The 15,106-nt window shown below is 71.8% G+C and carries 8 protein-coding genes; 3 read left to right on the forward strand and 5 right to left on the reverse strand.

The window, feature by feature from the left end; all coding sequences use genetic code 11:
* Positions 1 to 80: 80 nt before the first annotated feature.
* Both ABZ937_RS26595 and ABZ937_RS26600 read right to left on the reverse strand, forming a co-directional pair.
* On the reverse strand, positions 81 to 968 hold the full coding sequence (locus ABZ937_RS26595) for a LysR substrate-binding domain-containing protein (RefSeq protein ID WP_361695829.1): 888 nt from the start codon (positions 966 to 968) through the stop codon (positions 81 to 83).
* A gap of 853 nt (positions 969 to 1,821) precedes the next feature.
* Positions 1,822 to 3,273: an MFS transporter gene (locus tag ABZ937_RS26600; RefSeq protein ID WP_361695830.1), complete on the reverse strand. Its 1,452-nt coding sequence runs from the start codon at positions 3,271 to 3,273 to the stop codon at positions 1,822 to 1,824.
* A gap of 142 nt (positions 3,274 to 3,415) precedes the next feature.
* On the opposite strand from ABZ937_RS26600, the gene dusB reads away from it, so the two are divergent.
* Positions 3,416 to 4,546: a tRNA dihydrouridine synthase DusB gene (gene dusB, locus ABZ937_RS26605; protein ID WP_361695831.1), complete on the forward strand. Its 1,131-nt coding sequence runs from the start codon at positions 3,416 to 3,418 to the stop codon at positions 4,544 to 4,546.
* Positions 4,547 to 4,559: 13 nt separating this feature from the next.
* On the opposite strand, the gene ABZ937_RS26610 is transcribed toward dusB, so the two are convergent.
* The 3 genes from ABZ937_RS26610 to ABZ937_RS26620 all read right to left on the reverse strand — a co-directional run bounded on the left by ABZ937_RS26610 (position 4,560) and on the right by ABZ937_RS26620 (position 9,834).
* A complete protein-coding gene (locus tag ABZ937_RS26610; RefSeq protein ID WP_361695832.1) occupies positions 4,560 to 6,323 on the reverse strand; it encodes a CDP-alcohol phosphatidyltransferase in 1,764 nt (587 codons plus the stop codon).
* 86 nt (positions 6,324 to 6,409) lie between these two features.
* Positions 6,410 to 8,347: a glycogen debranching N-terminal domain-containing protein gene (locus ABZ937_RS26615; RefSeq protein ID WP_361695833.1), complete on the reverse strand. Its 1,938-nt coding sequence runs from the start codon at positions 8,345 to 8,347 to the stop codon at positions 6,410 to 6,412.
* Positions 8,344 to 9,834 carry a hypothetical protein gene (locus ABZ937_RS26620; RefSeq protein ID WP_361695834.1) on the reverse strand — a complete coding sequence of 497 codons (1,491 nt, stop codon included), beginning with the start codon at positions 9,832 to 9,834 and terminating at the stop codon, positions 8,344 to 8,346. Before ABZ937_RS26620 ends, ABZ937_RS26615 begins: the two co-directional genes overlap by 4 nt.
* 120 nt (positions 9,835 to 9,954) lie before the next feature.
* Between ABZ937_RS26620 and ABZ937_RS26625 the strand changes: the two genes are divergently transcribed.
* Entirely contained in the window at positions 9,955 to 11,175 is a 1,221-nt protein-coding gene (locus tag ABZ937_RS26625) for an ROK family protein (protein WP_361695835.1), read from the forward strand.
* A 439-nt stretch (positions 11,176 to 11,614) separates the two neighbouring features.
* Positions 11,615 to 14,335: a pyruvate, phosphate dikinase gene (ppdK, locus tag ABZ937_RS26630; RefSeq protein ID WP_361695836.1), complete on the forward strand. Its 2,721-nt coding sequence runs from the start codon at positions 11,615 to 11,617 to the stop codon at positions 14,333 to 14,335.
* Positions 14,336 to 15,106: the final 771 nt, after the last annotated feature.

Consider the following 15,106-nt stretch of genomic DNA (forward strand, 5'->3'; position numbering starts at 1 on the left):
CGTCCGGGCTTCGAACCGGTGGACGCCCTCGACGCTAGTGCCGGCCGCTCATGCCTTCCACGACCGGTTGCGCCATGTGCTCATGACGTGTCAGGCATGAGCTGCTCCCTGGCCAGCCGGCGGAAGTCGCGGGCGGCGGGGGAGAGATAGGCGTCCTTGCGCCACACCAGCGTCAGCGTCCGGTGGCAGTCGGCGGCGTCCAGTCGCAGCCAGGTCACCAGGCCGCTGTCGCCGAGGGCCCGCCGGGCGACGGCCGGCATCAGGCCGATGCCCAGTCCCGCGCCGATCAGCCCGGGAGTGGCGGCGGCCTCGTCGCCCTCGCAGACCACCCGCGGCGTCAGCCCCTCACGGGCGAAGAGCCGCTCCAGCAGGGCCCTTTGCCACTGTCCGGTGCGGGTGCTGACGAAGTCCTCGCCGGCCAGCTCGGCCACCGCGACGCGCTCCCGGCCGGCCAGCCGGTGCCCGGGCGGAACGGCCAGCAGCACATCCTCCCGTACCAGTTCCACCGAGCACAGCTCCGGCCCGGCCAACGGCTGGGAGGCGATCGCGAAGTCCACCTCGGCCGAGCGCAGATGCTGCCGCATGGAGTCCACCGGAGCCTGGAACAGGCGCACCTTCACCTCCGGCCGGAGCGCGTGGAAGGCGGACAGCACGCCGGACAGCTGAAGCAGCGTCTCGGCGGCGACGGCGACCCGGCCCGGACCCGCTCCGGCGGCGTCGGCCAGCTCCCGGCGGGCGTCGTCGAGCTCCGCCAGCGCCCGCTCGACCCGGGCCAGGAAGGCGGCGCCGTGCTCATTGAGCCGTATCCGGCGGCCCCGGCGGTCGAAGAGCGGTACCCCGAGTTCGGCTTCGAGCCGGATGATGGTCCGGCTCACCGACGGCTGGGCGACCCGGAGCTCCTCCGCGGCCCGACTGATGTGCTGGTGCCGGGCCACGGCTTGGAAGTAGCGGAGCGACAGCAGATCCATGGCGGTAGTGTCGCGGGGTCCGCCGGGGGACGGGGCAGCCGGGGTGCCGGGTCGGGGCGGGGCGGTCACTGGTGTTGCGGGGAGCGGCCGGGCCGGGGTGGGACGCTCACCGGTGCTGCCGGGCTGCCGAGCCGGAGGCTCGGACGATCACCAGCGCTGCCGGGATCGGCCGAGTCGGGGTGGGATGCTCGCCGGTGCTGTGGGGACCGGCTGAGTCGGGGGTCGGACGCTCACCACCGCTGCCGGGCTGCCAAGCCGGAGGTGGGACGCTCCGCGACGCCACCGGGTCGGCCGAGCCGGGGGTGGGGCGCTCTGCGACGCTGCCGGGCCGGAGTGGGGCGTTCACCGCTGCTGCCGGGCTGCCGGGCTGCCGGGCCGGGGTGGAGCACTCTGCGGCGCCGCTGGGTCGTTGAGTCGGGGGTGGGCCGCTCTGCGGCGCTGTCGGGATCGGCCGGGCTGGGGGGCGGACGATCACCGCTGCTGCCGGGCTGCCGAGTCGGGGTAGGACACCCCGCGACGCTGCCGGGCTGTCGAGCCGGAGGCTCGGACGATCACCGGCGCCGCCGGGACCGGCCGAGTCGGGGCATGCTCACCAGCGCTGCCGGGATCGGCCGAGTCGGGGTGGGATGCTCGCCGGTGCTGTGAGGACCGGCCGAGTCGGGAGGGCGGACGATCACCGCCGCTGCCGGGCTGCCAAGCCGGGGGTGGGACGCGCTGCGCCGCCGCCGGGCCGTTGAGTCAGGGTGGGGCGCTCCGCGGCGCTGTCGGGACCGGCCGGGTCAGGAGGTCGGACGCTCCCCGGGACGGAGGGGCGGACGCTCACCGGTGCCGCCGGGACCGGTCGGTAGTGGTTCTACGCTCGCTCCGTGGCTCCCACGGTCTGGCGTACCTCCGTCGTCTCCAGCTGTTCGGCCGTCCGTTCGGCGGTGCGGCGGGCCCAGGTGCCGCTGGTCAGCAGGCCCAGGAGCAGGACGGCCAGGCCGCAGGCGGTGAGGATCCACCAGCCGGGGCGCGCCGCCGAGACGAACGTCTCGCGGTACGAGGACGAGCCGATGCCGGAGGCCAGGACGGCGCCGACCACCGCGACGCCGAGCGTCTGGCCCAGCTGCCGGCTGGTGGAGGCGACGGCGGCGGCCACGCCGGCCTGGGCGCGGGGCATGCCCGACACCGCCGTGTTGGTGATCGGCGCGTTCACGAAGCCGAAGCCGATGCCGAAGAGGACGTAGCCGAGCAGGAGGGTGGCGTTCGACGTCTCGGCCTCGAACGCGGCGAACAGGACACCGCTCGCGGTCATCGCCGTACCGGCCACCAGCAGGGGGAGGCGGGGGCCCCGGCTGCCGACCAGGCGGCCGGACAGCGGGGCGCACAGGAACGTCGGCGCGGCCATCGGCAGCATCCACAGGCCCGCGTGCAGCGCGTCGAGCCCGCGCACGTTCTGCAGGTACAGCGTGGACAGGAAGAGGAAGCCGCCCAGGGCCGCGAACGCGCTGATCGCGATCACCGTGGCGCCGCTGAACGGGGCCGAGCGGAAGAAGCGCAGGTCGATGAGGGGTTCGTCGCGCCGGGGCTCGTACCACAGGAGGGCCACCAGGGCCGCCGCGGCGACCACGGCGAAGGGGGCGACCGTGCCGGCGCCCGACTCCGGCGCCTCGATGATCGCGTACGTCAGCGAGCCGAACAGGGCGATCACCAGCAGCTGGCCGAGCGGGTCGGGGCGGCGGGCCTTGGGCGCGCGGGAACCGGGGACGAAGCGGAGGGTGAGCAGCAGGGCGGCGAGGCCGACCGGCAGGTTGATCCAGAAGATCGCGCGCCAGCTCACCGACTGCACCAGCAGCCCGCCGACCAGCGGGCCCGCCGCCATGGAGATGCCGACCACCGCGCCCCACACGCCGATCGCGCGGGCGCGCTCGCGGGCGTCGGTGAAGGTGTTGGTGATGATCGACATGGCGACCGGGTTGAGCATCGAGCCGCCCACCGCCTGGACCATGCGGAACACGATCAGCAGTTCCAGGCTGGGGGCGAGGGAGCAGAGCAGGGAGCCGACGGAGAAGACCACCAGGCCGGCCATGAAGACCTTCTTGCGGCCGATGCGGTCCGCCGTGGAGCCCGCGAGCATCAGCAGCGAGGCGAGGACGAGTGTGTAGGCGTCGATCGTCCACTGCAGGCCGGAGGTGGTGGCGTGCAGGTCGCGCTGCATCGACGGCAGTGCCACGTTCAGCACGGTGTTGTCGAGGCTCACGATCAGCAGGCTCATGCAGCAGATCGCGAGCACGAGCAGACGTCGGCGATGACTCAACTCTGGCATGCGTCCCATCGTACGCCGATTTCAATAGTGCGTCTAACTAATGACTGTTGCACGAGGTGTCGGACGAGCGACCGGCCGGGTGAGGGACAATGGACCCTTGCCCCGTGTCCCTGTGCCGTAGATCCGTCCCGGAGCCCTGACGATGACCCACCCGCTCTCCATCGGCCCGCACGCCGTGACGCCGCCCGTGGTGCTCGCACCCATGGCGGGTATCACGAACGCGCCGTTCCGCACCCTGTGCAGGGAGTTCAGCGACGGCAAGGGCCTGTTCGTCAGCGAGATGATCACGACCCGGGCGCTGGTCGAGCGCAACGAGAAGACCATGCAGCTGATCAGGTTCGACGCGAGCGAGCAGCCGCGCTCGATCCAGCTGTACGGCGTCGACCCGGCGACCGTCGGCAAGGCCGTCCGCATGATCGCGGAGGAGGACCTGGCCGACCACATCGACCTGAACTTCGGCTGCCCGGTCCCGAAGGTGACGCGCAAGGGCGGAGGCTCGGCCCTCCCCTACAAGCGGAACCTGCTCCGGGCGATCCTGCGCGAGGCGGTCAGCGGGGCCGGTGACCTTCCCGTCACGATGAAGATGCGCAAGGGCATCGACGACGACCACATCACCTACCTCGACGCCGGCCGTATCGCCGTCGAGGAGGGGGTGACGGCCATCGCCCTGCACGGTCGTACGGCCGCGCAGCACTACGGCGGCACCGCCGACTGGGACGCCATCGCACGGCTGAAGGAACACGTGCCGGAGATCCCCGTGCTCGGCAACGGCGACATCTGGTCGGCCGAGGACGCGCTGCGGATGGTCCGCGAGACCGGCTGCGACGGCGTGGTCGTGGGCCGTGGCTGCCTGGGGCGGCCGTGGCTGTTCGCGGACCTGGTGGCGGCGTTCGAGGGGCGTGCGGATTTCCGGCGACCCGTGCTGCGGGAAGTCGCCGACGTCATGGTCCGCCATGCCCGCCTGCTCGGCGAGTGGCTGGGCGACGAGTCCAAGGGCGTGGTCGACTTCCGCAAGCACGTCGCCTGGTACCTGAAGGGCTTCGCGGTCGGCTCCGAGATGCGCAAACGGCTCGCGATCACGTCCTCCCTGGAGGAGCTGCGGGCCGGGCTGGACGAGCTGGACCTCGACCAGCCGTGGCCGTCCGGCGCGGACGGGCCCCGGGGCCGTACGTCCGGCAACAACCGGGTGGTGCTGCCGGACGGCTGGCTGAAGGACCCGTACGACTGCGCGGGCGTGAGCGAGGACGCGGAACTGGACACGTCGGGCGGCTGAGCGGTGAAGGGCGTCAGTTCTTCTTCGGGTGCGGTGTCGAGCCGTACGCCGTCAGGAAGCGGTCGCGGAACGCGCTCATCTTCCACACCGGTGCGTCATGGGCGGGGCGCAGGCCGTCCGTCCAGCCCCAGTCGGTGACCTTGTCGAGCACCTTCGGGTCCTTGGCGACGATCGACACCGGCACGTCCCGGCTGGCGTGATTGCCGCTGACCCGGGCGATCGGCTGGTGGTCGCCGAGGAAGACCAGCACGGTGTCCTTGGTGCCGTACCGCTCCAGCCACTCGGTCAGCGCGGTCACCGAGTACTGGATCGACTTGCCGTACTCCTCGCGGGACTTGGTGGTGTCGGCGATCACGTCGGTCGGATCGTTGCCCGCCGCCTCGATGCCCTTGAAGACCGAGCCGTCACCGAGCCGGTCCCAGCCGACCATCTTCGGGATGGGCGCCCAGGGCTGGTGGCTGGAGGTCAGGATGAGGAGTGACATCCGGGACTTGCCGTCGGCGGGCTTCTTGCTGTGCACCCGGTCCTGGTACTGCTGGAGCGCGTACTGGTCCGGCATGGTCGACCAGCTGAACTTCGGTCCCCGGTAGCCGAGCTGGAAGGCGTTGTAGACCTTGCCGAGGCCGTACCACTTCTGCTCGGGCCACCCCTTCTGCACGCCCGGCATGACGCCGACCGTGTCGAACGCGCCGGTCTTCTTGAACGCGTCCGTCAGGCTCATGTGGTCGCTGGCCATGACCGTGCGGTAGCGCTGCTGGTTGCTGATCCACAGGCCCGACATGGTGGTGGAGTGGCCGAGCCAGCTGCTGCCGCCGTAGGTCGCCGAGGTCAGCCAGCCGCTCTTGGCGTGGTAGCCGGCCTTGGCCAGCGCCTTGGTGCGGACGTCGAGCGTCCGGTCGACGCCGGGCGCCATGACCGGGTCCTCGATCGCGCTGCGGCCGTAGCTCTCGATGAACGTGAAGATCATGTCCTTGCCGCGCAGATCGGGCACCAGCTGACCGGCCGGCGTGTTCCCGAACGCGTCGATGCGGGCCACCTTCCGGAACTCCGCCTCGTCCTTGAGCGTGTCCGAGACCCGGCGGGCCTGCACCTTCAGCGCGGTCGCGGTGCGGTCGGAGGCGATCGGCACCCCGGCTATCTGCAGGCCGAGGGAGGAGCAGGTGATCCAGACGACCCCGGCGACCAGGGTGCCGCGGGTCGCGGTGGCGGGGTGCCGGGCGAGGAGATTGCTCAGCCGGACCATGGCGAGCGCCAGCAGCAGGAAGAGCAGCAGGACGAGGACGAGCACCGCGACCACGGCGGCGAGCGTGGTGGTGCGGCCGAGGGAGTCCTCCAGGTACGACTCCGCGTCGCCGATCAGGGTCCAGTCGAGTACGACGTTGAAGCCCCGGCCGAGGTACTGGTTGAAGCCCATGTCCAGCGCGTTCAGCACGGTCATGGCGCCGAGCAGCACCCCGGACACCGCCGCCACCGCGACCCGGGGCCGCCGCGGCAGCGCGAGCAGCACGGCGGCCCCGACGACGGCTTCCGCCGGTATCCGCAGAAACTTCGCGGGCCCCAGCCGGACGACCGTGTTGGGCATCACCAGCGCGGCGACGACGAGGGCGGCGGCGAGCACGGTGACACTGACGGACAGGGTGTGGGCGGCGGTGGGATGCCGCTCCCGCCAGCGCCGCCGCCACGCCGACAAGGCGGTCCACGGCCGCCGGGACGGACGCGGGGCGGGTGCGGTGATCTCTTCGGGGACCGTCTCCTCGGCCGACTGGAGCGCGCTCATGCCCTCCGGTACGGCTCCCCGGGAGACACCGTTCAGGCGCGCTGGGCAAACACCTGGTCAATACGACCGACGGTGGCGAAGCCCCCTCAGGCGCCCCCGACCGCCGTCAACAGAGCGAGAGGCGCCGCCGCGGACCGGGCCTCCCGCCCGCAGGCGTGCGGGTAGGGCACCGGCTCACCATGCGTGTCGCGCCCGTACCCCGCCAGCACCTCCGGCAGCCGGTGCCCGCCCGCCGTCGCCGCGTCCACCAGCGCATGGGCGACCGTACGGGCCTCGTCGTGCAGCCCGTACCGCGCCAGCCCCAGCGTGATCAGCGCGTTGTCGTGCGGCCACACCGAGCCCCGGTGATAGGAGAGCGGGTGGTACGCGGCCTGGCCGGAGGCGACCGTGCGGACGCCCCAGCCCGAGAAGAAGTCCGGCTCCAGCAGCCGCCGGCCCACCACCTCCCCGTACTCCTTGTCCAGCAGCCCGGACCACAGCAGATGCCCGGCGTCGGAGGCCAGCGCGTCGATCTGGCGGCCCTGCCCGTCCAGCGCCAGCGCCGGGAAGGACCGCTCCCGCATCCAGAAGTCCCGCTGGAACCGGTCCCGCAGGTCGGCCGCCGCCTGCTCCAGCAGGGCGGCGTACGTCTCGTCGGCCCACACCGACCGCGCCACCACCGCCGTGCGGCGCAGCGCGTCGTAGGCGTAGCCCTGGGCGCCCGCCGCCATCACCGCGCCGGTGGGCCGGGTGCCGTCGGCGCAGCAGATCGCGCCGGGGGAGTCCTTCCAGTTCTGGTTGGCGAGGCCGCCCTCGTCGGCGCGGTAGACGAGGTAGCCGCGCGTGGTCAGGCCGCCGTGGTCGAGCATCCAGCCGACGGCGGCGCGGGCGTGCGGCTCCAGGCGCCGGGCCAGCTCCGCGTCCCCCGTCCGCTCGACGTACGCGCCGAGCAGGACCAGGAACAGCGGGGTGGCGTCGACCGAGCCGTAGTAGCGGCGGAACGGCACCTGGCCGAAGTGGGCCAGCTCGCCGTGCCGTACCTCGTGCACGATCTTGCCGGGCTGGGCGACCGGGGACGGGCCGGCGCCGGTCGCTTGGGTGGCGGCCAGGGCGAGGAGCGTGGCGGCGGCCGGCCGGGAGTGGTACGGCAGCGCGAAGAGGGAGGTGAGGAGCGCGTCCCGGCCGAGCAGGGTGAGGAACCAGGGCGCGCCGGCCGCCGGTACGCGCAGCTCCTCGCCGTCCGGTCCGGTGGCCTGGACCTGGAGTGCCGCCAGGTCGGCGAGGCCCCGGGCGCAGGCCGCGGCCAGCTCCGGCCAGCCGGTCGGGAAGGCCACGCCCTCCGCGAACTCGGCCTCCCGCGCGAGGAGTTGCTCGTGCACGGCGGCGGGGTCGCGGGGCACGCGCACGGCGCGCCTCTCGCCGTGCGGCCGGGCGATGACCCGCAGCACCAGCTCCGTGGTGTCGTGCGGTGCGAGGTCGAGGGTCCACACCAGGCGGCGGGCGCCGGTGCCCGTCTCCTCCACGGCGTCCGGGGCCGGGTCGGCCGTGATCGTCGTACAGGACCGCCACTCGGCGCGCCGGTAGGTGAACTCGATGCCGTCGCTGAGGACCTCGCGGGCGCGTACGACGCCCGTCTTGACGTAGGTGCGGTGGTCGGAGCGGAGTTCGAACTGGTCGGCGAAGTCGGCGTCCACGGTGAGCCCGAGCCGGACGGTGGTGGGCACCGGGCGGTTGCTGGCCACCTTCACCGACTCCACGAACGAGCTGTCCCCGACGGCCTGTTCGCGGAAGAGGGTGTGCGCCGGGGGCTCCTGCCGGCCGCCGCGCGGGACCAGGACACAGCGGGCCGCGTCCCCGTCGGCCACCGGGGTGAGCACCTCGGGTACCGCGCCGTCGACGGTGAGCTGCCAGCGGCTGAGGTGCCGGGCGTCCCGGACGAACAACCCGTCCGGGGAGCTGCCGCTGCGCACCCCGCTGATGTCGCCACGGTCGCCCACGGCGGCGAAGGTGGCGCCGTGCACGAGCAGATGATGCCGGTCGGTCATCCCCGGTCCCCTCCTTTGTCACTCCTGCCGAACGTGCCGGTGTCCGAGGGGGACACGCCCTTTTGTGCGCCCTTGTCCAGCTTTTGACGCTCGTGTGGCGGGTGTTGCTGGTGGTGCAGATCGAGCGCGAGTGCCGCCGTCCAGCTGAAGCCGGTCGCGCCGCAGGCCTCGCCGGTGTACGGGTCGACGTACTCGGCGAAGTCGGTCGCGGCGGCCAGGCGCAGCACCGCCTCGCGCAGGGCGTCGGCCGCCGCCGTCTCGCCGTGCTCCCGCAGCCCGCGCTCCACCAGCCAGCTCGTGTTGAACCAGGCCGGGCCGCGCCAGTAGCGGTGCGGGTCGAAGGCCTCGCCGAGGAGGTCGTAGCTCGGGACGAGCCGGGTGCGGTCGCCGACCGAGAAGTGCGGCCCGCGGAGCGTGCGGAGGAGGGTCGCGGCGACAGCGCGGGGGAGTCCGGGCAGCAGCAGCGGGACCAGGCCGGAGACACCGCGCTCGGGGACGAGGGCGTCGCCGCCGCGCAGGTCCCGGCACAGGAACATCCCGGCCTCCGGGTCCCACAGCCGCTCCACCAGCGCCTCCGTCAGCCGCTCGGCGCGGGCCCGCCGGGCGGTGCCGGCCGCGCCCAGCTCCTCGGCGATCCGCGCCAAGGCCTGCTCGGAGGCGATGAGCAGGGCGTTGAACGCCGGGTCCTCCACGGCGAAGTCGCCGTCACCGTCGGCGTACCCGCGCTCCCGGTAGTCGGCGGCCAGCCGCACGTACCGCCCGTAGTCCAGATCCGTCGGCCGGTCCTCGGGCGCGCCGTGGTCGAGGTCGGCGCGACGGAAGGAGCGGGCCGGGGCCGGTGCGATCCGGGCGAGCGGGGCGTCCCAGCAGGGGCTGTTGTCCATGCCCTGCTCCCAGGGGTGGACGACCGACACCAGTCCCCCTCCGCCCAGATCCCGGCGGTGCAGCAGATAGCGGTGCCAGGCGGCCAGCCGCGGGTACACCCGGGCCAGGAAGCCGCGCGCCCGGGACAGCCCGGGGTCGGCCCGGTGCACCAGCCAGGCCGCCAGCGCGTGCACCGGTGGCTGCACGATGCCGGACGTCTGTACGGTGCGCGGGGCACCCGCGGGGCACCCGGCGGTGGAGGAGCGCCAGAAGTCGGGGCTCGGGAAGTACGCGTCGAGCGGTACGGAGGGGTTGAAAACGATGTGCGGGACGCGTCCGTCGCCCCACTGGGCCGCGAGCAGTGTCTCCAGCTCGGTCTGGGCCCGCAGCGGCGAGACGTGCCGCAGCCCGATGGCGATGAACGCCGAGTCCCAGGACCACTGGTGCGGGTACAGCTTCCGGGACGGGACGGTCGAGCCGCCCGTCCAGTTCGCCTCCAGCAGCCGGGCCGCCCTGACGTGCAGGGATGCCGGGGCCGCCGGGGCGACCGCGGTCACGGCCGGTGGATCGTATGCGATCTCGTACTCCGTGGAACGGGCAGTGAGCTGGGCAGTGCGATCCACTCGGGGCTCCCCGAAGACGTCCGGCCGCGCGGGTTCGGTCGCGGCCACCGTAGGGTTACGTCTATTTAACACGCAAAACTCACTATGTAATGCAAGCTTGAGGAACACAAGGGGGTGCGCATGACCGGACGTCCGGGAAGGACCGGCAGGGGCGGCAGCCAGGCGGGTGCCGGCGATCTGCTCGAACTCGTGCGCCACGGGCGGGCCGTGACACGGGGCGCGCTCCAGCAGGCGACCGGACTGTCCCGGGCCACCGTCGGCCAGCGCCTGGACCGGCTGTTCCGGGCCGGCTGGCTGCGTGAGGGCGCCGGCGGCCCGGTCGACTCGCCGCTCGGTGGCCGACCCTCCATCACCCTGGAGTTCGACGACTCCCACGCGGTGGTCCTCGCCGCCGACCTGGACACCCGGCACGCCCGCGCCGCCGTCCTCTCCCTGACCGGCGAGATCCTCGCCGAGCACGCCGGCACGCTGGTGGTCGAGGACGGCCCGGAGGCGGTCCTGGGCGAACTGGGCCACTGGTTCGCCGAGCTGCTGACCAAGGCCGGGCACCGGGCCGAGGAGGTGTGCGGGATCGGGCTCGCGGTGCCGGGCCCGGTGGACAGCGAGACCGGCCGGGTGGTGCAGCCGCCGATCATGCCGGGCTGGGACGGCTACGACATAACGGGCCGCCTGTCCCGCGCCTTCACCGAGTACACCGGCGCACCCGCGGTGCCGGTCCTCGTCGACAACGACGCCAACCTCATGGCCTACGGCGAGCAGCGCATCGGGTACCCCGACTGCACGGCCTTCGTGCTGGTCAAGGTGTCCACCGGCATCGGCGCCGGGGTGGTCGTGGACGGCTCGGTCTACCGGGGCGTCGACGGCGGCGCGGGCGACATCGGGCACATCAGGGTCGGCGCCGACGCGCTGTGCCGGTGCGGCTCGTACGGCTGCCTCGCGGCGGTCGCGAGCGGCGGTGCCGTGGCCCGGCGGCTGGCCGCGACCGGGGTGCCGGCCGCCTCCGGCGCGGACGTGCGGGACCTGCTGGCCGCCGGGCACCCGGAGGCGGCCGCGCTGGCCCGGGAGGCCGGGCGCCAGGTCGGGGACGTGCTGGCGACGGTCGTGACCCTGCTCAACCCGGGCGTGCTGATGATCGCGGGCGACCTGGCCGGAACGCCGTTCCTGACCGGTGTGCGCGAGCTGCTCTACCAGCGGGCGCTGCCCCGCTCCACGGCCCACCTGGACGTCGTCACCTCCCGGCTCGGGGACCGGGCGGGCCTGATCGGCGCGGGGGCGCTGGTGGTGGAGCACCTGTACGCGCCGGAGCGGGCGGAGGAGCGGCTGGCGGCGATGGGTGTGTGACGCGGGGAGGGGGGCGTGTGACGAGGGTGTTTCGCTGCCCGAACACGTCCGGAGGCGGGTCCGCATGGTGAAACGGGGCACTCTGTGGCAGCGTGATTCTCGCCACCCTTGATAAGGGTTGCGCTCAGATGAGCGGATCAAGCGCGACTGCACTTCTCCAAGGGGTGGCACTCGGTGCCACCCCTTGATCGTTCATCGATCGAACTCAGACGTGCAGGAGTGCCGCTCATTTGAGCGAGAAGGGGCGTCCAGGAGCCCTGCCGCGTTCAAGAAGTGAACACATATGGCTGTCATCCCTTGCCAAGCCTTGACTTTCGATCCGCTGGCGGACGGGTGGTTACAGGCGCATGACGCGCAAGTGGACGTACCCAGGAACCTTCGATCTGGGTATGTTCCTGGCCGTCAGGGCAGCCACCGTGGCCTCAAGGAGTCGAGACCCGTGTCGGAAAACAAAGAACCCCACGTAGCGAAGTTCGTTTACGACTTCACCGAGGGCAACAAGGACCTCAAGGACCTGCTCGGCGGCAAGGGTGCCAATCTCGCCGAGATGACCAACCTCGGTCTCCCGGTCCCTCCCGGCTTCACCATCACCACGGAGGCCTGCAAGGTCTACCTGGAGAGCGGCGAGGAGCCCGCGGCACTGCGTGACGAGGTGAGTGCGCACCTCGACGCCCTCGAAGCGAAGATGGGCAAGAAGCTCGGCCAGCCCGACAACCCGCTGCTGGTCTCCGTCCGCTCCGGCGCCAAGTTCTCCATGCCCGGCATGATGGACACGGTCCTGAACATCGGCCTGTCGGACAAGTCGGTGCAGGGCCTGGCCCAGCAGGCCGGCGACGACCGCTTCGCCTGGGACTCCTACCGCCGCCTCATCCAGATGTTCGGCAAGACCGTCCTCGGCGTCGACGGCGAGCTGTTCGAGGAGGCCCTCGACAAGGCCAAGGCCGCCAAGAAGGTCACGGTCGACACCGACCTCGAGGCCGCGGACCTGAAGAAGCTGGTCACCACCTTCAAGAAGATCGTCAAGAAGGAGGCCGGCCGGGACTTCCCGCAGGACCCGCGCGAGCAGATGGACCTCGCCATCAAGGCGGTCTTCGACTCCTGGAACGGCGACCGGGCCAAGCTGTACCGCCGCCAGGAGCGCATCCCGCACGACCTGGGCACGGCCGTCAACGTCTGCTCGATGGTCTTCGGCAACCTGGGCCCCGACTCCGGCACCGGCGTCGCGTTCACCCGTGACCCCGCCTCGGGCCACCAGGGCGTCTACGGCGACTACCTGCAGAACGCCCAGGGCGAGGACGTGGTGGCGGGCATCCGCAACACGGTCCCGCTGGCGGAGCTGGAGCAGATCGACAAGAAGTCGTACGACCAGCTCATGCAGATCATGGAGACGCTGGAGAACCACTACAAGGACCTCTGCGACATCGAGTTCACGATCGAGCGCGGTCAGCTGTGGATGCTCCAGACCCGCGTCGGCAAGCGCACGGCGGGCGCCGCCTTCCGTATCGCCACGCAGCTCGTCGACCAGGGCCTGATCGACGAGACCGAGGCGCTCCAGCGCGTCACCGGCGCCCAGCTGGCCCAGCTGATGTTCCCGCGCTTCGACGAGTCCGCCAAGGTCGAGAAGATCGGCCGTGGCATCGCGGCGTCGCCGGGTGCGGCGGTCGGCAAGGCCGTCTTCGACTCGTACACGGCGGTGAAGTGGTCCCGCTCGGGCGAGAAGGTCATCCTGGTCCGCCGCGAGACGAACCCCGACGACCTCGACGGCATGATCGCGGCCGAGGGCATCCTCACCTCCCGCGGCGGCAAGACGTCCCACGCGGCCGTCGTCGCCCGGGGCATGGGCAAGACCTGTGTCTGCGGCGCGGAGGAGCTTGAGGTCGACACCAAGCGCCGCCGGATGACGGTCCCCGGCGGACAGGTGGTGGAGGAGGGCGACCTGATCTCCATCGACGGTTCGAGCGGCAAGGTGTACCTGGGCGAGGTCCCGGTCGTCCCGTCCCCCGTGGTCGAGTACTTCGAGGGCCGGATGCACCCGGGTGCCGACGACGCGGACGAGCTGGTCGAGGCGGTCCACCGCATGATGGCCTTCGCCGACCGCAAGCGCCGCCTGCGCGTCCGTGCCAACGCGGACAACGCCGAGGACGCGCTGCGGGCCCGCCGCTTCGGCGCCCAGGGCATCGGCCTGTGCCGCACCGAGCACATGTTCCTCGGCGAGCGCCGCGAGATGGTCGAGAAGCTGATCCTCGCCGACACGGAGGAGGAGCGCGAGGCCGCCCTGCAGGAGCTGCTGCCCCTGCAGAAGAAGGACTTCGTGGAACTCTTCGAGGCGATGGACGGCCTGCCCGTCACCGTCCGCCTCCTGGACCCGCCGCTGCACGAGTTCCTCCCCGACATCACGGAACTCTCCGTCCGCGTGGCGCTGGCGGAGTCCCGGCAGGAGCCGCACGAGAACGACCTGCGGCTGCTCCAGGCGGTCCACCGCCTGCACGAGCAGAACCCGATGCTGGGCCTGCGCGGTGTCCGCCTCGGCCTGGTCATCCCCGGCCTGTTCACGATGCAGGTCCGTGCCATCGCCGAGGCCGCGGCCGAGCGGAAGAACGGCAAGGCCGACCCGCGGGCCGAGATCATGATCCCGCTCGTCGGCACGGTCCAGGAGCTGGAGATCGTCCGCGAAGAGGCCGACCAGGTCATCGCGGAGGTCGAGGCGGCGACGGGCACGAAGCTCAAGCTGGCGATCGGCACGATGATCGAGCTGCCGCGGGCCGCCCTCACGGCCGGCCAGATCGCGGAGGCGGCGGAGTTCTTCTCCTTCGGTACGAACGACCTGACCCAGACGGTGTGGGGCTTCAGCCGCGACGACGTCGAGGCGAGCTTCTTCACCGCGTACCTGGAGAAGGGGATCTTCGGCGTATCGCCCTTCGAGACGATCGACAAGGACGGCGTCGGCTCCCTGGTGAAGGCGGCGGCGGAAGCGGGCCGTCGCACCCGCCCCGACCTCAAGCTCGGCGTCTGCGGCGAGCACGGCGGTGACCCGGAGTCGGTGCACTTCTTCCACGAGGTGGGCCTGGACTACGTCTCCTGCTCCCCGTTCCGCATCCCGGTCGCCCGCCTGGAAGCGGGCCGCGCGGCCACGCAGTCGGCGGGCAGCGACCACCGCTGACCCTGCCGGTCCCCGGAGCCGCCGTCGGTCCCCGACCCTCACCGATCGACGACGGCTCCGGCGCACAAAAAGGAAGAAGAGGGGCGGCACCTTGTGCGGAGGTGCCGCCCCTTCGTGCATCATCTGCGGCGACTGTCAAGCTACCTCGCTGACCAGGCAAAAGGGCGTTTGCTGACGTTGGCTTCCGTTGAACCCGCGTGAAACCGTTGTGCCCTCGTTGTGCCCTTCCGGTCCGGCCTGAGTCCCGTCACGCGCTGGCACAACAGAGGCCCTCGCCCTGATTCGGCACCTGCCAGGGCAGGCCCTTCACTTTAACTAGAACTGGTTTCAGTGAGTGCCCAAGTCGACCGATACTGTGGGACGTTGGTCTGACCTGCGCTGACGTGAGTGGTATCTGTCGTCGCCTGTCGACGTTGGTCACTGTCGGACGGCCCAGAGACGGCCCAGCCCTCAGAGCGGTGCTCTTGGCGCCATGGCTGCTACACAGCGCCTGCGCCGGCGCTTAGAAGATGCGGGCAGGCCTTGGTGAGACGGTCGGCGCTTCCCTTGGGATTGCCGTGCCGGGCTGTCGAGTGCTGCCGCCGTCCGCCGTCGTTGCCGTCAGCGCTGCCGTCGGTTGGGTGGAATCACAGATCTTCGTCGTCTTCTGAAAGGTGCCCGGCATTGGGAACGGCCATTGTGCCTGCTGTACTCGGTTGCTGTGTGGCCTCTACGGCACTGCGGGCATAAGCAACGTGGCTGCGGGTGGTGAGGGTGTCGGGATGGTCCGGG

Source organism: Streptomyces sp. NPDC046727 (assembly GCF_040645635.1).
GTDB lineage: Bacteria > Actinomycetota > Actinomycetes > Streptomycetales > Streptomycetaceae > Streptomyces.

Bases quoted from the DNA above. Each gene is read 5' to 3' on its own strand.
- ABZ937_RS26610 (WP_361695832.1), bottom strand. From the start codon at position 6,323: ATGAGCGCGCTCCAGTCGGCCGAGGAGACGGTCCCCGAAGAGATCACC.
- ABZ937_RS26600 (WP_361695830.1), bottom strand. From the start codon at position 3,273: ATGCCAGAGTTGAGTCATCGCCGACGTCTGCTCGTGCTCGCGATCTGC.
- ABZ937_RS26595 (WP_361695829.1), bottom strand. From the start codon at position 968: ATGGATCTGCTGTCGCTCCGCTACTTCCAAGCCGTGGCCCGGCACCAG.
- ABZ937_RS26625 (WP_361695835.1), top strand. From the start codon at position 9,955: ATGACCGGACGTCCGGGAAGGACCGGCAGGGGCGGCAGCCAGGCGGGT.
- ABZ937_RS26615 (WP_361695833.1), bottom strand. From the start codon at position 8,347: ATGACCGACCGGCATCATCTGCTCGTGCACGGCGCCACCTTCGCCGCC.
- dusB (WP_361695831.1), top strand. From the start codon at position 3,416: ATGACCCACCCGCTCTCCATCGGCCCGCACGCCGTGACGCCGCCCGTG.